Origin of the sequence: Sanguibacter sp. 25GB23B1 (assembly GCF_040012415.1) — a bacterium.
Lineage (GTDB): Bacteria > Actinomycetota > Actinomycetes > Actinomycetales > Cellulomonadaceae > Sanguibacter.
Map to the genome: position 1 here is coordinate 31,384 of NZ_JBDYKL010000038.1, position 17,370 is coordinate 48,753.

The 17,370-nt window shown below is 70.4% G+C and carries 14 protein-coding genes; 8 read left to right on the plus strand and 6 right to left on the minus strand.

Annotation, left to right across the window (positions count from 1 at the left end; all coding sequences use genetic code 11):
* The first annotated feature begins 41 nt into the window (after nucleotides 1–41).
* Together ABKW26_RS17295 and ABKW26_RS17300 are read left to right on the plus strand one after the other, a co-directional pair.
* Entirely contained in the window at nucleotides 42–1,334 is a 1,293-nt protein-coding gene (locus ABKW26_RS17295; protein ID WP_348595285.1) for a TRAM domain-containing protein, read from the plus strand.
* A gap of 209 nt (nucleotides 1,335–1,543) precedes the next feature.
* Nucleotides 1,544–2,860: a pectate lyase gene (locus ABKW26_RS17300; protein WP_348595264.1), complete on the plus strand. Its 1,317-nt coding sequence runs from the start codon at nucleotides 1,544–1,546 to the stop codon at nucleotides 2,858–2,860.
* Here the strand turns inward: ABKW26_RS17300 and ABKW26_RS17305 are convergent.
* Entirely contained in the window at nucleotides 2,851–2,991 is a 141-nt protein-coding gene (locus ABKW26_RS17305; protein ID WP_348595265.1) for a hypothetical protein, read from the minus strand. The two genes, ABKW26_RS17300 and ABKW26_RS17305, sit on opposite strands and share 10 nt — an antisense overlap.
* Nucleotides 2,992–3,194: 203 nt before the next feature.
* Between ABKW26_RS17305 and acnA the strand changes: the two genes are divergently transcribed.
* Nucleotides 3,195–6,017, plus strand: coding sequence for an aconitate hydratase AcnA (gene acnA / locus ABKW26_RS17310; RefSeq protein WP_348595266.1), 2,823 nt, complete (start codon nucleotides 3,195–3,197; stop codon nucleotides 6,015–6,017).
* Nucleotides 6,018–6,172: 155 nt separating this feature from the next.
* Nucleotides 6,173–6,598: a DUF1801 domain-containing protein gene (locus ABKW26_RS17315; RefSeq protein WP_348595267.1), complete on the plus strand. Its 426-nt coding sequence runs from the start codon at nucleotides 6,173–6,175 to the stop codon at nucleotides 6,596–6,598.
* 31 nt (nucleotides 6,599–6,629) lie between these two features.
* Here ABKW26_RS17315 and ABKW26_RS17320 read toward each other — a convergent pair whose 3' ends face one another.
* The 4 genes from ABKW26_RS17320 to ABKW26_RS17335 are packed head-to-tail and all read right to left on the minus strand — an operon-like array spanning nucleotide 6,630 to nucleotide 10,555.
* Nucleotides 6,630–7,571, minus strand: coding sequence for an aminoglycoside phosphotransferase family protein (locus tag ABKW26_RS17320; protein WP_348595268.1), 942 nt, complete (start codon nucleotides 7,569–7,571; stop codon nucleotides 6,630–6,632).
* A complete protein-coding gene (locus tag ABKW26_RS17325; RefSeq protein ID WP_348595269.1) occupies nucleotides 7,564–8,334 on the minus strand; it encodes a gamma-glutamyl-gamma-aminobutyrate hydrolase family protein in 771 nt (256 codons plus the stop codon). Before ABKW26_RS17325 ends, ABKW26_RS17320 begins: the two co-directional genes overlap by 8 nt.
* A gap of 59 nt (nucleotides 8,335–8,393) precedes the next feature.
* Nucleotides 8,394–9,104 (minus strand): CoA pyrophosphatase, encoded by a 711-nt coding sequence (locus tag ABKW26_RS17330; protein ID WP_348595270.1) that lies wholly within the window; start codon nucleotides 9,102–9,104, stop codon nucleotides 8,394–8,396.
* The gene (locus ABKW26_RS17335) at nucleotides 9,101–10,555 is read right to left on the minus strand and encodes a GuaB1 family IMP dehydrogenase-related protein (protein WP_348595272.1); all 1,455 of its coding nucleotides are present in this window, start codon (nucleotides 10,553–10,555) and stop codon (nucleotides 9,101–9,103) included. Before ABKW26_RS17335 ends, ABKW26_RS17330 begins: the two co-directional genes overlap by 4 nt.
* Before the next feature lie 154 nt (nucleotides 10,556–10,709).
* Between ABKW26_RS17335 and ABKW26_RS17340 the strand changes: the two genes are divergently transcribed.
* From ABKW26_RS17340 to ABKW26_RS17350, 3 genes are all read left to right on the plus strand, one after another.
* Complete coding sequence (locus ABKW26_RS17340) at nucleotides 10,710–11,504, plus strand: NAD(P)H-binding protein (protein ID WP_348595274.1); 795 nt, start codon at nucleotides 10,710–10,712, stop codon at nucleotides 11,502–11,504.
* 195 nt (nucleotides 11,505–11,699) lie between these two features.
* Complete coding sequence (gene dxs, locus ABKW26_RS17345; protein ID WP_348595276.1) at nucleotides 11,700–13,640, plus strand: 1-deoxy-D-xylulose-5-phosphate synthase; 1,941 nt, start codon at nucleotides 11,700–11,702, stop codon at nucleotides 13,638–13,640.
* On the plus strand, nucleotides 13,637–14,209 hold the full coding sequence (locus ABKW26_RS17350; RefSeq protein ID WP_348595277.1) for an adenylyl-sulfate kinase: 573 nt from the start codon (nucleotides 13,637–13,639) through the stop codon (nucleotides 14,207–14,209). Before dxs ends, ABKW26_RS17350 begins: the two co-directional genes overlap by 4 nt.
* Before the next feature lie 4 nt (nucleotides 14,210–14,213).
* On the opposite strand, the gene ABKW26_RS17355 is transcribed toward ABKW26_RS17350, so the two are convergent.
* Entirely contained in the window at nucleotides 14,214–14,819 is a 606-nt protein-coding gene (locus ABKW26_RS17355) for a pyridoxamine 5'-phosphate oxidase family protein (RefSeq protein WP_348595279.1), read from the minus strand.
* Between the two features lie 206 nt (nucleotides 14,820–15,025).
* On the opposite strand from ABKW26_RS17355, the gene pflB reads away from it, so the two are divergent.
* On the plus strand, nucleotides 15,026–17,308 hold the full coding sequence (pflB, locus tag ABKW26_RS17360) for a formate C-acetyltransferase (protein ID WP_348595281.1): 2,283 nt from the start codon (nucleotides 15,026–15,028) through the stop codon (nucleotides 17,306–17,308).
* Nucleotides 17,309–17,370 lie beyond the last annotated feature (62 nt).

Sequence of the window (17,370 nt, forward strand, 5' to 3'; positions counted from 1 at the left end):
GCTCGGGGGATACTTGAGCCGTGCCTATCAACTCTGACGCTCTGACCACCGACCCTGCCGACCCTAGCGAGCCTGTCGTCCCCGCGGCCCTCGTGGAGCTCGAGATCGGGTCGATCGCTCATGGTGGGCACTGCGTCGCTCGCCACGAGGGGCGTGTGGTCTTCGTCCGCCACACCCTCCCGGGCGAACGGGTCCGTGCGCGTCTGACGGACTCCGGCGAGACGTCGAAGTTCTGGCGCGCGGACGCGGTCGAGATCCTCGAAGCGTCTCCTGACCGTGTCCGGTCGGCCTGGCCTCAGGCGGGTGCCGACGGTGTCGGGGGGGGAGAGCTCGCGCACGTCGCGCTCGAGGCGCAGCGCCGCTGGAAGGCAGGCGTGGTCGAGGAGCAGCTCCAGCGGATCGCACGACTCGACCGCGAGGTCGTCGTCGAGGCAGCTCCCGGTGACGACGAGCGCGGCGGCCTCGGCTGGAGAACGCGCATCGACCTCGTCGCGGACGAGAACGGCCGTGCGGGCATGCGCAAGTTCCGCTCGCACGACATCGTCCCGCTCCACACGATGCCTCTCGCGACGCCCGAGGTCCTCGCGGCCGCGACGGCGGAGAAGGTCTTCACACGCCGGTGGCACGCGGGGGCGCGGATCGAGATCATCGCGCCCGCGAACGGCACGGACGCGATCGTGCTCGTCGACGACGCCGTGGTGCGCGGTGGTCATGTCGACAACCGGCCGAACGTCCGCCGTTCCGTGACCGAGACCGCCACGGTCGACGGCACCGAGCACAGCTACCGCGTCGCGGCCGACGGGTTCTGGCAGGTGCACCGCGAGGCGCCCTCGCTCCTCGCCCAGGTCGTGCTCGACGCGGCTCGCGGCGAGTCGGGCGATCTCACGGACGCCACCGTCCTCGACCTCTACTCCGGCGCGGGGCTCTTCACGGTGCCGCTCGCGCACGCCGTCGGAGTAGTAGGGCGCGTCGTAGCGATCGAGGGGGACGAGCGGGCGGCGAAGGACGCGAGGCGCAACGTCCATGACCTCGAGCAGGTGGAGATCCACCACGGTGCGGTCGAGCGCGTCCTGCGGACCGCAGGGCACGGCGCGATCGGTGGAGCCGACGTCGTCGTCCTCGACCCGCCGCGCACCGGTGCCGGGAAGCGGACGATCGCCGAGATCGTCGCGCTGTCACCGGCGCGCATCGTCTACGTGGCGTGCGACCCCGCTGCGCTCGCGCGGGACATCGCGTATCTCGCGGACGCGGGCTACGGCCTGGAGAGCCTACGGGCCTTCGACCTGTTCCCGACGACGCACCACGTCGAGTGTGTGGCGGTCCTCACGCGCTGACGGGCCGGATCGGCGGGCTGCGTACATCGTGGCAGGTCATGGTCATCTGCGAGGTATGACGCATGTTGACCTAATGTCACGATTTGATTACTGTGCATCGATGTACGACGGAAGCGCTCCCGGGCGTCCTGGTTCGGCCGGACCAGATCGCCCCCTCGCGAGCCGACGCTCGTGAGGGGATCGACCCTCCTCGGATCGAAGGACACACAGTGAATCGAACACCAGCGGGCCGCGCACCGGCACGCTCTCGCACGCGAGCCCTGCTCGCAGGCCTCCTTGCACTCTTCGTCGCGCTGACCGGCTCGGTGGTCCTCACCGCTCCGGCCTCGGCAGCGACGATCGACTCGTCGGCCTGGTACCAGCTCGTCAGCTGGCGCAGCAAGAAGCCGATCGAGGTCGCCGGCGGGTCGACGGCCGACGGAGCGTTCATCCAGCAGGCGACGAGCACGGCGGCAACCAGCCAGCAGTTCCAGCTCGTCTCCGTCGGCAACGGGCTCTACGAGCTCAAGGCGCGTCACTCCGGCAAGGTCGTGACGATCGCCAACGCGAGCGGGGCCCGGGCCACGCAGCTGACCGACGCGTCCTCGACGACGCAGCAGTTCACGATCGCGAAGGGCTCCTCCGGGCGCGTGAAGTTCGTCAACCGGTCGAGCGGGCTCGCGCTGAGCGTCGAGGGGAGCTCGAAGGACGACGGCGCGCGCCTGGTCCAGAGCGCAGACACGAACGCGAACAACCAGCAGTTCACACTCGTGAAGGTCGGGAGCGGGGCCGTGCCTGCGACGCCGCCGACGACCACGCCGGAGCCCACGACACCGCCGACGACCACGAACCCCGCGACACCGGGGACGTGGCCGACTGCCACGGGTGACGAGAAGGTCACCTCGACCCGCAAGGTTCCCGTGCTCTTCGACGGTGGCCTCAAGCGCTTCTCCGGCATCAGCTCGGGCGACCAGGACGAGTCCCAGCCGGCGATGTTCGAGCTCGCGGACGGTGCCGTGCTCAAGAACGTCATCCTCGGGACGGGGGCTGGCGACGGGGTCCACTGCCTCGGTACCTGCACCCTCCAGAACGTCTGGTGGGAGGACGTCGGTGAGGACGCCGCGACCTTCAAGGGCACCAAGGCCTCGCAGACGTTCACGATCGACGGTGGTGGCGCCCGGAAGGCGTCGGACAAGGTGTTCCAGCACAACGGACCCGGGACGTTCGTCATCAAGAACTTCGTCGCGGAGGACATCGGCAAGCTCTACCGCTCCTGCGGGAACTGCGCGTCGCAGTTCGCACGCCACGTCGTCCTCGAGAACGTGACGATCACGGCTCCGGCGAAGTCGCTCGTGGGGATCAACACGAACTACGGCGACACCGCGAAGATCTCCGGCCTGACGATCGTCGGTGACTCCTCCAGGAAGATCGTCGTGTGCGAGTGGTACGAGGGGATCCTCAAGAGCCAGGGCGGCGACCCCGACAAGATCGGCAGCGGTCCCGGCGCGCAGTGCACCTACACGCCTTCGGCGGTCAGCTACCGCTGACGCGCGGCGACCGCTCCGGTCGCGGCGAGCGTGACGACGGACGGCCCGGCACCGAGAGTGCCGGGCCGTCCGTCGTCGGCTGCTGGGGCTGCGGGTGCGGAGCGGCGGCCCGTGGGTGAGGCTACCCTCACAAAGTATCTTGACGTCAAGATACATGCGCTATGATGCTCTGAGAAGGCGTGACCAGCGCGCACACCGTGCGACTGGCCGCGATGACCGCCCGGCGTAGGCTTGGCGGCAGTCCTTGCACGAGAGTGCCGACCGGGGCCGCGCACGCGTCAGCGCACGTGTCCCGAGGTCGCGCACCCGACTCATCACCACAGAAGGAGCGTTCGTGAGCAGCGTCGACACGTTCGGGTCGAAGGGAACTCTCGAGGTCGCAGACGCCTCGTACGAGATCTACCGACTCTCAGCAGTACCAGGCGCCGAGCGCCTCCCGTTCAGCCTCAAGATCCTCGCCGAGAACCTCCTGCGCACGGAGGACGGCGCCAACATCACGGCGGACCACGTCCGCGCCGTCGCAGGCTGGGACCCCACCGCCGAGCCCGACACCGAGATCCAGTTCACGCCCGGCCGCGTGATCATGCAGGACTTCACCGGCGTGCCGTGCATCGTCGACCTCGCCACGATGCGCGAAGCCGTCGCCGAGCTCGGGGGAGACCCCGCGCGGATCAACCCGCTCGCGCCCGCCGAGATGGTCATCGACCACTCCGTGCAGATCGACGTCGCCGGCCGTGCGGACGCCTTCCAGCGCAACGTCGACCTCGAGTACGTCCGCAACCGCGAGCGCTACCAGTTCCTGCGCTGGGGCCAGACGGCGTTCGACGACTTCAAGGTCGTCCCGCCCGGCACCGGCATCGTCCACCAGGTCAACATCGAGTACCTCGCCCGCGTCATCATGACGCGCGAGGTGGGCGGCGTCCTGCGCGCCTACCCCGACACGTGCGTCGGCACCGACTCGCACACGACGATGGTCAACGGCCTGGGCGTGCTCGGTTGGGGCGTCGGCGGCATCGAGGCCGAGGCGGCCATGCTCGGCCAGCCCGTCTCGATGCTCATCCCGCGCGTCGTCGGCTTCAAGCTCACGGGAGAGATCCCCGCGGCCGTCACGGCGACGGACGTGGTGCTCACCATCACCCAGCAGCTGCGCCAGCACGGCGTCGTCGGCAAGTTCGTCGAGTTCTACGGGGACGGCGTCGCAGCGGTCCCGCTCGCCAACCGCGCCACGATCGGCAACATGAGCCCCGAGTTCGGCTCGACGGCGGCGATCTTCCCGATCGACGGCGTGACGATGGACTACCTGCGCCTCACCGGCCGCAGCGAGGAGCAGCTTGCGCTCGTCGAGGCGTACACGAAGGAGCAGGGCCTCTGGCACGACCCGACCGTCGAGGGCTACACCGAGCCGATCTTCTCCGAGTACCTCGAGCTCGACCTCTCCACGGTCGTCCCGTCGATCGCCGGCCCGAAGCGCCCGCAGGACCGCATCGAGCTGACCGAGGCGAAGAAGTCGTTCGCCACGACGATCCTCGACTACGTCGGTGCCGAGGCTGCGGCCGAGTTCACCGGCCTCGACGAGTCGGTCGCCGAGACCTTCCCGGCATCGGACCCCATCGCGGCCGGCGAGCACGCCGACACGAACGAGGCTCCGGCGCACGTGGCCGGCGGCAACAGCGCGACCCGCCCGCACAAGCGCGTCCCGGTCACGCTCGCCGACGGCACGGTCACCGAGGTCGACCACGGCGCTGTCGTCATCGCGTCGATCACCTCGTGCACCAACACGTCGAACCCGTCGGTCATGCTCGCCGCAGGGCTCCTGGCGAAGAAGGCTGTCGAGAAGGGCCTCGTCGCGAAGCCCTGGGTCAAGACGTCGATGGCGCCGGGCTCCAAGGTCGTCACGAACTACTACGAGAAGGCCGAGCTCTGGCCCTACCTCGAGAAGCTCGGCTTCCACCTCGTGGGCTACGGCTGCGCGACGTGCATCGGCAACTCCGGCCCGCTGCCGGAGGAGATCTCGGCGGTCGTCAACGAGCACGACCTCTCGGTCGTCTCGGTCCTCTCGGGGAACCGCAACTTCGAGGGGCGCATCAACCCCGACGTGAAGATGAACTACCTCGCGTCCCCGCCCCTGGTCATCGCTTACGCGCTGGCCGGGACGATGGACTTCGACTTCGAGAACGAGCCGCTCGGCCAGACCGCGGACGGCGCCGACGTGTTCCTCGCCGACATCTGGCCCTCGGCTGCCGAGGTCCAGGAGACGATCGACACGTCGATCAACCGCGGCATGTTCACGGCCGACTACGCGGACGTCTTCGCCGGCGACGAGCAGTGGCGCGCGCTGACCACGCCCGAGGGCAAGACGTTCACGTGGGACCCGCAGTCCACCTACGTCCGCAAGCCCCCGTACTTCGACGGCATGAGCATGACACCGTCGCCGGTGACGGACATCTCGGGCGCGCGTGTGCTGGCCAGGCTCGGTGACTCGGTCACGACCGACCACATCAGCCCCGCTGGAGCGATCAAGCCCGGCACCCCCGCTGCGGACTACCTCGCCGAGAACGGCGTGGAGCGCAAGGACTACAACTCCTACGGCTCGCGCCGTGGGAACCACGAGGTGATGATCCGCGGGACGTTCGCGAACATCCGCCTGCGCAACCAGCTCCTCACGGACGTCGAGGGCGGGTACACGTTCAACTTCGTCACGGGCGAGCAGTCGTTCATCTACGACGCGGCGCAGGACTACGCGGCTCAGGGCACCCCGCTCGTCATCCTCGGTGGCAAGGAGTACGGCTCCGGCTCGTCGCGTGACTGGGCGGCCAAGGGCACCGCGCTCCTCGGCGTCCGCGCCGTCATCACCGAGAGCTTCGAGCGGATCCACCGCTCGAACCTCATCGGCATGGGTGTCCTCCCGCTGCAGTTCCCGGCGGGAGAGTCGGCCGGGTCGCTCGGCCTCGACGGCACGGAGACCTTCGACATCGCGGGCGTCACGGCGCTCAACGAGGGCACCACGCCGGCGACGCTCGCGGTCACCGCGACGCGCGCCGACGGCACGGTCGTCGCGTTCGACGCCGTCGTACGCATCGACACCCCGGGCGAGGCGGACTACTACCGCAACGGCGGGATCCTCCAGTACGTGCTGCGGTCGCTCGTCAACAGCTGACCTGCACCACGGCACCGGCGCTCGGGCTCCGGTGGGAGCACGGCCTCGACGGGCGTCCACCTCGGTGGGCGCCCGTCGTCGTGCGCGGGCGGCCGCGCGCAGCGGTCCGTGGCCCACCGCTGGATGACGACGGCATCGAGGGGTGACAATGGGGGATGGCCCACGCCCAGAAGACACTCCCGACCCCCGCGGACGTCGACGCGTTCATCTCGTCCATCGAGAACGACGTGCGCCGTGAGGACGCAAGGACGCTCAAGGCCATGATGGAGCGCATCACCGGTCAGCCGGCGACGATGTGGGGCCCGTCGATCGTGGGGTTCGGGGCGTACCACTACGTCTATCCCACGGGGAACGAGGGCGACGCGGCCGCGGCCGGCTTCTCGCCGCGCAAGGCCGCGACGACGGTCTACCTCGCGGAGGGTTTCGCCGAGCACACCGAGCCGCTCGCGCGACTGGGCCCGCACACGACGAGCGTCTCCTGCCTCTACATCAAGCGGCTCTCCGCGGTCGATCTCGGCGTCCTCGAGGAGCTCATCACCGAGTCGTACCGCACAGTGACGGAGCGGTGGTCGGCCGAGTAGCGGCGCGACCACCCGCCCGCGACGCGGGAGGTCAGGGCCGCCCAGGCATGCCCTCGTCGAGCACCGGGTCGTCGAGAACCTGATCGAGGACCGTGCGGCCGAGGCGGCGGAAGGACGGATCGTCGTCGCTCTGGGCGAGCAGCGCCGACGCCATGAGCAGGGCCCACGCGCGAGCCCGCCGCCAGGTCGCGGCGTCGGTGCCGCAGGCGTCGGTGACCGACGTGACGAAGGTCCGCCGGCCTCCGGGACCGAAGGTCAGCCACGCGGTGGCGAGGTCCGTCGCCGGGTCGCCTGCCGTGACGTCACCGAAGTCGATGACTGCGCGCACGGCCGGACCGGGCGCGACAGCGCGCTCAGGTGCCTCGAGCACGATGTTGTACGGGTGGAGGTCGCCGTGGATCCACCTCCGCGGACCGGCCCAGGCCGGTGTTGCGCTCAGCTCGGTCCACAGCGCACGCGCCTCCGCCGCCCGCGGGAAGGTCGGGTCGTCGAGGCGTGCCAGGACGTCCGCGGACCGGACTGCGAGGTCGACACCGCGGAACGGGTTGTGCGGTGCGTCGTGCGGTGCCGGGTGGTGCAGCTGGGAGAGGAATCGCGCGAGCCCGGCGGCCGCGGGATCCCGGTCGTCGAGAGCGACCGTCGCGGCCGGTCGTCCCGAGAACCACGGGACGACGCTCCAGTGCCACGGGAACAACCCGGAGGGCACCCCGCTGTAGACAGGGACCGGTAGCGGCAGGTCGATGCGTGCAGCGAGCAGCGGCAGGCAGTGCTGCTCGTTGTGCACGAGTGCCGAGGACGCAGCGCGGCGCGGCAGCCGCACGGCGAGCGAGTCCCCGAGCCGCCAGGTGGCGTTGTCCCACCCCTCGGCGGCGAGCCGGAGCGGCAACCACGCGAGGTCGGGCTGCTGGTCGGCGAGCAGCGTCCGGACGAGGTCGGCGTCGATCCGGACCTCGGCGGACGGCTTGTCAGCCACGCCAGGACTCGACGGCCTCCGCGAACGCGGAGAAGCAGACGAGCGCGCGAGGGACCAGGCTCGGGAAGCGCGTCGCCGCGTCCTCGGCGAGCCGGTCCGCCTCGCTCGCAGCGAGGTCTGCGGCCATGTCCGGCTCGGCCAACCAGCTGCGGAGCATCGGACGGTCGAGCTCGAGGTGGAACTGGAGGCCGACGGCGCTCCCGGCGCGGAACGCCTGGACGGGGGTCGCGTCGCTCGACGCCAAGATGCTCGCCCCGGGCGGCGCGTCGACGGCATCCGCGTGCCAGTGCACGACGGACGGGTCCGGCGTGGCGTCGACGGAGAGCGGGTAGAGGTACGGGTCGCGGATGCCGGCGCCGGTGAGGGCGACCGGGCCGAAGCCGACCTCGCGGCCGGCCCCCGGGTGCAGCTCGCCACCGAGGGCGACTGCGAGCAGCTGCATGCCGAGGCAGATGCCGAGGACGGGGACGCCGGCGTCTGTCGCTGCCGCGAGCAGCCGGCGTTCGGCGGCAAGCCCGGGATGCTGCGCGTCGTCGAGCGCGCCCATGCCACCACCCATGACGACGAGGCCACCGAGGGACCCGATGTCGGGCAGCCGGGGATCGGGCTCGTCGAGCACGGTGACCGAGCGCCACGGGATGCCTCGAGCATCGAGCGCCCGTCCCACGAGCCCGGGTCCCTCCCACGCAGCGTGCTGGACGACGAGCACGTCCCTCGTGCGGTCGCCGGGTCGAGGGGTCGACGGGGTGGGTGAGCTGTCCATAGCACCAGGCTAGGTGGTCGGTGTCCCCGGTTCAGACGCGGGTCTCGCGTGCGCCGGGCTCAGACCGGGATGTCCAGCACGCGTGGCTCCCAGGGGAGCGCCCACCCGAGACCGTCGAGCACCCGGTCGAGGACGATCCCGGTGAAGCCCCAGACCACGCGGCCACCGACGACGAACCCGGGGGTGTCGAGAGCGGCCGTGCCTCGCGTGACGCGCGCGAGGCGGCGGTTCGTCGGGTCGATCAGCTCGCTCACGGGGACACGGAACACCGCGGCACACTCGCCGTGATCGACCACCCCGACGGGGGACGGGCGCACCCACCAACCGAGGACCGGGGTCACGACGTGGTTGCTCACCGGGAGCGGGAGGCCGGTGAGCGTCCCCACGACGTCCACCCCGTCGGAGTCGAGGCCGGTCTCCTCGGTCGCCTCTCGGAGGGCCGCGCCGACCGGGCCCGCGTCGCCGGGGTCGAGACGCCCGCCCGGGAACGCGATCTGACCCGGGTGGTGGCCGAGAGACGCGGCGCGTTCGACGAGCAGCACGTCGACGTCTGCCGGACCGTGCCCTGGTCGTCCGTCGAGCCTGCCGAAGAGGACGAGGACCGCTGCGGGTCGCACGGCACCCGAGGAGGGTCCTGGCCCGGGCGACGACCCCGAGCCAGGGCGAGTCGCAGGCAGAGCTCCCCGACCGGGCCCCCAGTCGACCCCGGCCCGGACGAGCGCGTCGAGACCCTCGCGGACGGTGACGGGGGCCTCGGGCGTCGCGGTCACCAGCCGGTCGGCAGCGGTCGGCCCTCGTCGTACCCGGCGGCAGACTGGATGCCGACGACGGCGGTGGCGGCGAACTCCTCGAGGCTCCGCGCGCCCGCGTAGGTGCAGGCGCTGCGCAGGCCGGACGTGATCTGGTCGATGAGGTCCTCGACGCCCGGCCGCTCCGGGTCGAGGTACATCCTCGAGGACGAGATGCCCTCCTCGTAGAGTGCCTTGCGGGCTCGGTCGAACGGGCTGCCGCCGGCGTTGCGTGCAGCGACGGCGCGTGCCGACGCCATGCCGAAGCTCTCCTTGTACAGGCGGCCGCTGCCGTCGTCGTGGAGGTCGCCCGGGCTCTCATGCGTGCCGGCGAACCACGAGCCGACCATGACCTGGGACGCACCGGCGGCGAGCGCGAGGGCGACGTCGCGCGGGTGGCGGACGCCGCCGTCGGCCCAGACGTGGGCGCCGAGCTCGCGGGCGCGGGTCGCGCACTCGAGCACGGCGGAGAACTGCGGGCGACCGACCGCCGTCATCATGCGCGTGGTGCACATGGCGCCCGGTCCGACCCCGACCTTGACGATGTCCGCACCGGCCTCCACGAGGTCCTCGACGCCCTGCGCGGTGACGACGTTGCCGGCGACGACGGGGACGCCGGGGGAGACGGACCGGACCGCAGCCAGGGCGGAGAGCATCTTCGTCTGGTGACCGTGCGCGGTGTCGACGACGAGGACGTCGACACCGGCGGCGACGAGCTCGGCGGTCTTGGCAGCAACGTCGCCGTTGATCCCGACGGCGGCGGCGACGCGCAGCCGGCCGCTGTCGTCGAGCGCGGGCGTGTAGATGCTCGAGCGCAGCGCGCCGGTGCGCGTGAGCACGCCGAGCAGGCGCCCGTCGCGCACGACGGGCGCCAGGCGCCGACGCGAGGAGTGGAGCTGGTCGAACGCCGCCTGGAGGCCCGGTGCCCCGGAGGCGAGGACCGAGACGTCGATGAGGGTCGGGTCGGGAGTCATCACCTGGTGGACCTGGGTGAAGCGGTCGACGCCGAGACAGTCGGCGGCTGAGACGATCCCGACCGGTCGGTGGTCCCGGTCGACGACGACCGCCGCGCCGTGCGATCGCTTGCCGATGAGCGTCAGGGCGGTGTGCACCGTGTCGGTCGGGCCGACGGTCACGGGGCTCTCCACAACGGTGTCCCGGCCCTTGACGCTCGCGACGACGTCCGCGACGACGTCCGTCGGGATGTCCTGGGGGATGACCGCCATCCCACCGCGGCGGGCGACCGTCTCGGCCATCCGTCGACCAGAGACTGCGGTCATGTTCGCCACGACGAGGGGGATCGTCGTCCCGGTGCCGTCCGCGCTCGAGAGGTCGACGTCGAAGCGTGACGTGACGTCGGAGCGGGAGGGGACGAGGAAGACGTCCCCGTAGGTGAGGTCGGCTGCGGGCAGGTGTCCGTCGAGGAAGCGCATGGGGCCAGTCTACGAAGCCGTCCGGCATGGGCTCACCAGAGCGAGACGGTGACGTATGCGCCGGAGCGGTCCGCGCATTCCCGGGGCACCGCCCGACGGGTTGGATCGTCGTGACGGCGGACGAGCCGCCGTCGCACGGCAGAGAGGGATTCCCATGCTGGTCGTCGGAGGAACAGGCAAGACAGGTCGTCGGGTCGTCGAGAGGCTGCGCGCGGGAGGGGTCGAGGTCCGGGTGGGCTCGCGCTCGGGCGTCCCGGCGTTCGACTGGGAGGACCGGGGCACCTGGGGTCCCGCGCTCGACGGGATGACGGCGGTGTACGTGACGTACTACCCGGACCTCGCGTTTCCGGGAGTCGCGGACCGCGTCGCGGACTTCGCGGCGGTCGCCGTCTCGGCAGGGGTCGAGAAGCTCGTCCTCCTCTCCGGTCGCGGGGAAGAGGGCGCGCTCGCGAGCGAACGGGCGATCGAGCAGTCGGGCGCGCGGTGGACCGTGGTCCGGTGCAGCTGGTTCAACCAGAACTTCGACGAGGGCTTCTTCGTCGACGCGGTCCGGGCAGGAGTGATCGCGATCCCTGCCGGTGACGCGGTCGAGCCCTTCGTCGACGCGGACGACATCGCGGACGTCGTCGTGGCGTCCCTCCTCGAGGACGGGCACGACGGTGAGGTGTACGAGCTCACCGGCCCTCGCCTGCTGAGCTTCCAGGACGTCGCCGAGGAGCTGACCACTGCGGTCGGGCGCCCCGTGGTCTACCGGCCGGTCAGCGCGGAGTCCTACGGCGTCACGCTCGACGAGGCGGGGCTGCCACGGGACTTCCTCGACCTGTTCACGCTCGTCCTCGACGGTCGTAACGCCAGCCTGACGGACGGTGTCTCGCGCGCGCTGGGCCGCAAGCCCCGCGACTTCGCGGACTACGCGACCGCCGCGGCAGCCACGGGCGTGTGGGGGTGAGCACTGCGCCTCAGGCGTGTGGATGATGTGCGCGAGGGGGCCGGGTCCTGCGCGTCTTGGCCGCAGGAGCCCCCTCGCGTCGTCGTCCCACCTGTCCGACTTATAGAGTGGACAGCCGTGCTCTCCGCACGACCTCGTGCGCGCGCGACCGTCTCGACGACGAGTCCGGGCGCCGCCGCTACAAGGAGGAATGCCATGGGACTCCTGGAGAAGATCCAGTCGCCCGACGACCTGCGCCGGCTCACCCCGACGGAGTCCGTCGAGGTGGCCGCCGAGATCCGTGAGTTCCTCGTCCAGTCCGTGTCACGCACGGGCGGGCACCTCGGTCCGAACCTCGGCGTGGTCGAGCTGACGATCGGCATGCACCGCGTGTTCACGTCCCCGAAGGACACGTTCATCTTCGACACGGGCCACCAGTCCTACGTGCACAAGCTGCTCACGGGCCGACAGTCCTTCGCAGACCTGCGTACGCGCGACGGTCTGTCCGGGTACCCCAGCCGGTCGGAGTCCGAGCACGACGTCGTCGAGAACTCCCACGCCTCCACGGCCCTCAGCTGGGCCGACGGCATCGCCAAGGCGAACGTCGTCCGCGGCCTCACCGACCGTCACGTCGTCGCCGTCATCGGCGACGGCGCGCTCACCGGCGGGATGGCCTGGGAGGCGCTCAACAACATCGCCGCAGGACACGATCGTCGGCTCATCATGATCGTCAACGACAACGGTCGCTCCTACGCGCCGACGATCGGCGGGATGGCCCACCACCTCGACACGCTGCGCACCACGCGCGGCTACGAGACGTTCCTCGACTGGGGCAAGCGGACGTTGCGCCGCTCGGGCCTCCCGGGTCGTTTCGCCTACGACGCGCTGCACGGCCTGAAGAAGGGCATCAAGGACGTCGTCGCTCCGCAAGGCATGTTCGAGGATCTCGGCATCAAGTACGTGGGGCCGGTCGACGGTCACGACATCGAGGCCGTCGAGCGCTCGCTCGTCCGAGCCCGTGCGTTCGGCGGACCGGTGCTCGTCCACGTCATCACCGAGAAGGGGCGTGGCTACTCCCCGGCGGAGCAGGACGTCGCCGACCGTTTCCACGCGGTCGGGAGGATCCACCCCGAGACCGGCCTGCCGCTCGCGCCCTCGCGCTTCGGTTGGACCAAGGTCTTCGCCGACGAGATCGTCACCATCGGCCGCGCCCGCCCGGACGTCGTCGCCATCACCGCGGCCATGCTCGCCCCCGTCGGCCTCGCGCCGTTCGAGAAGGAGTTCCCCGCGCGCACGTTCGACGTCGGGATCGCCGAGCAGCACGCCGCCACCTCCGCTGCCGGGATGGCGTTCGCCGGACTGCACCCTGTCGTCGCGCTCTACGCAACCTTTCTCAACCGCGCGTTCGACCAGGTCCTCATGGACGTCGCGCTGCACAAGGCCGGCGTGACCTTCGTCCTCGACCGCGCGGGTATCACCGGCGACGACGGCGCGAGCCACAACGGCATGTGGGACATGGCCATGCTGCGGATCGTGCCCGGCCTGCACCTCGCCGCTCCCCGGGACGAAGAGACGCTGCGCGCCGCCCTGCGCACCGCCGTCGACATCGACGACGCCCCGAGCGTGGTGCGCTACCCCAAGGGGCCGGTCGGCGACGCGATCCCCGCGATCGACGTCCTCGACGGGGTCGACGTGGTGCGCCGGACGCAGGCGGGGACGACCGCCGCGGGTGCTCCGGTCGTGCTGCCCGCCCCGGACGGGATCACCCCTCCTGCCCGTCAGGTCCTCCTCGTCGGCATCGGCTCGATGGCGAGCACCGCCCTCGAGGTCTGCGACATCCTCGCCGCGCACGGCGTCACCGCGACGGTCGCCTCACCCACGTGGGTGCTTCCCCTGCCTCCCGTGCTCACGAAGCTCGCCGGTGAGCACGACCTCGTCGTGACCCTCGAGGACGGGTTGGCCGAGGGCGGGATCGGCGCGCTCCTCGGTGAGCGTGTCCTCGCCGCCGGGGTACGCACACCTGTGCTCACCGTGGGCCTGCCGACCGCGTTCCTCGACCATGCGTCACGCGACCAGGTCGTCGCCGCGAACAGGCTCACGGCAGCCGACGTCGCCCGCGACGTCATCGACCGGTTGTCGCAGGCGCACGAGGCGTGACCGACCCGGCGGGGCCGACCCAGCTCCTCGTGGTCGGGGGAGCGAGCGGGACGGGCAAGACGTCGGTGGCCCTCGAGGTGAGCGCGCTGCTGCGCCGCGAGCGGGTCGCGCACGCCTACGTCGACGGGGACAACCTCGACGCGAGCTACCCGGCGCCCGGCGACGTGGACCGTGAGTGGTTCACTCCGGCGAACCTCCGGAAGGTCTGGGACACCTACCGTGCGGCAGGTCAGCGGCGTCTCGTGTACGTGAACACGGTGAGCGTTCTCGAGACCGAGGTGCTGGCGGCGGCGGTCGGCGGAGACGTCGAGGTCGTGGCCGTGCTGCTGGCGGCGGACCCGAGCAGCGTGCACGAGCGGCTGCGCGGGCGTGAGCGGGGGAGCGAGCTCGCTGTCCACGTCGAGCGCAGCGACGTGCGTCGAGCCGAGCTCGAGGCGAAGGCCCCGGGCTGGGTGCACCGGGTCGACACGACCGGCCGGACGGTCGGACAGGTCGCCGCCGACGTGCTCGCGACGTCGGGGTGGGCTGCGGCACGGGACGGTGTGACCGACCCGGACACCTGGGTCTGACCGCTCAGCCGACGGGCGGCACGAGGTCTCCAGCGCCTGCCCTGACCGGTTCGACGGCACCGGATGCTCCAGGGAGACCAGGCAGCCCGTCGATGCTCCGCGCGTTCTTCAGCGCCTGGTAGGCGGCCAGCCCGTCGTCGCCCTTCTTCGTGGCCCATGTCTCGAGCACGTCGCGCTCCCCGACGAGGTCCATGATCGGCACGCCCCAGCCGCAGGCGTCGCTCACGCGGGTGACGTCGACGACGACGACGGCACGCGCACCCGTGTGCGCCGGGTGCAGCGCAGCGACCTCGTCGAACTCCGGGGTGCCGGGTGCCACGACGCGCCCGCGACCGTGGAGGCGGACGATCCGCGGCCGCGCGTCGAACGAGCAGAACATGAGGCACACACGTCCGTTCTCCTGCAGGTGGGCGATCGTCTCGATGCCGCTGCCGGTGACGTCGACCCACCCGACGCGCAGGGGACCAAGGACCGAGAACGAGTCGAGACCGCGTGGGCTGACGTTCACGTGCCCGCCGGGGGAGGTGGGTGCGGTCGCGACGAAGAACATGTGCTGCGCACCGATCCACCGGGCCAGGTCCGGGTCGATGCTGTCGAAGACTGCGGTCATGGTGCCAGCGTAGGATGCGGTCATCCGCAAGTGACCTACGTCTCACGGACAGGGATTCGTCGCACCCATGATTGTCGGAGCGCCGCTGTGACGCACGACGCACCGGCCGGATCGACTGAGGGCCTTAGGTCCCAAGTCGTCCCATCAATACGCTCGTAGTGTGAAACCAAGATCACCTCTGATCAGGCAGGACCTAGGAGACGGCGATGACCACCACAGCAGACGGCACCTCGACCACCCCGACGAGTGCCGAGACTCCCCAGCCCTGGCGCGGGTTCACCGAAGGCCCTTGGACCGCGGCTGTCGACGTCCGCGACTTCATCCAGCGCAACTACCGCCCGTACGAGGGCGACACGACGTTCCTCGAAGGACCGACGGCCAAGACCTTGGCCGTGTGGGACACCCTCGAGAAGGACTACCTCTCCGTCGAGCGTGCCAAGCGCGTGTTCGACGTCGACACCCACACCCCCGCAGACATCGACGCCTTCCCGGCCGGCTACATCAGCGCTGACGACGACGTCATCGTCGGGCTCCAGACGGACGTCCCGCTCAAGCGCGCGATGATGCCCAACGGTGGCTGGCGCATGGTCGAGACCGCGATCAAGGAAGCCGGCCTCGAGCCGGACGCCCAGGTCAAGGAGATCTTCACCAAGTACCGCAAGACGCACAACGAAGGCGTCTTCGACATCTACACCCCCCGCATCCGGGCGGCCCGCTCCTCGCACATCATCACGGGCCTGCCCGACTCCTACGGCCGTGGCCGGATCATCGGCGACTACCGTCGCGTCGCCCTCTACGGCGTCGACTTCCTCATCGCAGAGAAGATGAAGGACAAGGACTCCGTCGCCGACCAGTCGTTCTCCGAGAGCTGGGCACGGTACCGCGAGGAGCACTCCGAGCAGATCCGCGCGCTGAAGAAGCTCAAGAACCTCGGTGAGCAGTACGGCTTCGACCTCGGACGCCCGGCCGCGACCGCCAAGGAGGCCGTCCAGTGGACGTACTTCGGCTACCTCGCCGCCGTGAAGTCCCAGGACGGCGCGGCGATGAGCTTCGGCCGGCTGTCCGCCTTCTTCGACATCTACGTCGAGCGTGACTTCGCCGAGGGCACCATCACGGAGGCGGAGGCGCAGGAGTACATCGACGCGCTCGTCCTCAAGCTCCGCATCGTGCGGTTCCTGCGCACCATCGACTACGACCAGATCTTCTCCGGCGACCCGTACTGGGCCACCTGGTCCGACGCGGGCTTCGGCGACGACGGTCGCACCCTCGTGACGAAGACGTCGTTCCGTCTCCTGCAGACGCTGCGCAACCTCGGCCCGGCGCCAGAGCCCAACATCACGATCTTCTGGGACGACAAGCTGCCCCAGGGGTACAAAGACTTCTGCGCCGCGATCAGCATCGAGACGTCTGCTGTCCAGTACGAGTCCGACTCCCAGATCCGCTCGCACTGGGGCGACGACGCGGCGATCGCCTGCTGCGTGTCCCCGATGCGCGTGGGCAAGCAGATGCAGTTCTTCGGCGCTCGCGTCAACGCGGCGAAGAGCCTGCTCTACGCCGTCAACGGTGGCCGCGACGAGATGACGGGCAAGCAGGTCGTCACCGGCTACGAGCCGATCACGAGCGACGCCCCGCTCGACTTCGACGAGGTCTGGGCGAAGTACGACGCGATGCTCGACTGGGTCGTCGGCACGTACGTCGAGGCGCTGAACATCATCCACTACAGCCACGACAAGTACGCGTACGAGTCCATCGAGATGGCTCTGCACGACGACGAGATCGTCCGCACCCTCGGCTGCGGGATCGCCGGCCTCTCGATCGTCGCGGACAGCCTCGCGGCCATCAAGTACGCGAAGGTCACCCCGGTGCGCGACGACAGCGGTCTCGTCGTCGACTACGTCACCGAGGGCGAGTTCCCCGTCTACGGCAACGACGACGACCGTGCCGACGAGATCGCCCAGCTCGTGGTCAAGACGGTCATGGACAAGATCCGCGCCCTGCCGACGTACCGCGACGCGGTGCCGACCCAGTCGGTCCTGACGATCACGTCCAACGTCGTCTACGGCAAGGCGACCGGGTCCTTCCCGTCCGGCCACCGCAAGGGCGAGCCGTTCTCGCCCGGTGCCAACCCGGAGAACGGGATGGACACCCACGGCATGGTCGCCTCGATGCTGTCCGTCGGCAAGCTCGACTACAACGACGCGCTCGACGGCATCTCGCTGACGAACACGATCACCCCGAGCGGGCTCGGCCGCACCAAGGACGAGCAGGTGAACAACCTCGTCGGGATCCTCGACGCCGGGATGGGCCAGGGACTGTTCCACGCGAACATCAACGTCCTCAACCGCGAGACCCTCGAGGACGCCATCGAGCACCCCGAGAACTACCCCAACCTCACGGTGCGGGTCTCGGGCTACGCGGTGAACTTCGTCAAGCTGACGCGTGACCAGCAGCTCGACATCCTCACCCGCACGTTCCACCAGTCGGCGTGAGCCCCCGCCCTCGGTAGAGGGCTCGGGTCGGTGGCCGCCCCAGCGGCAGTCTCTTATACACA

Coding starts and splice junctions, on each gene's coding strand:
- ABKW26_RS17335 (WP_348595272.1), bottom strand. CDS start 10,555: ATGCGCTTCCTCGACGGACACCTGCCCGCAGCCGACCTCACCTACGGG.
- ABKW26_RS17355 (WP_348595279.1), bottom strand. CDS start 14,819: ATGACCGCAGTCTTCGACAGCATCGACCCGGACCTGGCCCGGTGGATC.
- dxs (WP_348595276.1), top strand. CDS start 11,700: ATGGGACTCCTGGAGAAGATCCAGTCGCCCGACGACCTGCGCCGGCTC.
- ABKW26_RS17325 (WP_348595269.1), bottom strand. CDS start 8,334: ATGGACAGCTCACCCACCCCGTCGACCCCTCGACCCGGCGACCGCACG.
- ABKW26_RS17315 (WP_348595267.1), top strand. CDS start 6,173: ATGGCCCACGCCCAGAAGACACTCCCGACCCCCGCGGACGTCGACGCG.
- ABKW26_RS17340 (WP_348595274.1), top strand. CDS start 10,710: ATGCTGGTCGTCGGAGGAACAGGCAAGACAGGTCGTCGGGTCGTCGAG.
- pflB (WP_348595281.1), top strand. CDS start 15,026: ATGACCACCACAGCAGACGGCACCTCGACCACCCCGACGAGTGCCGAG.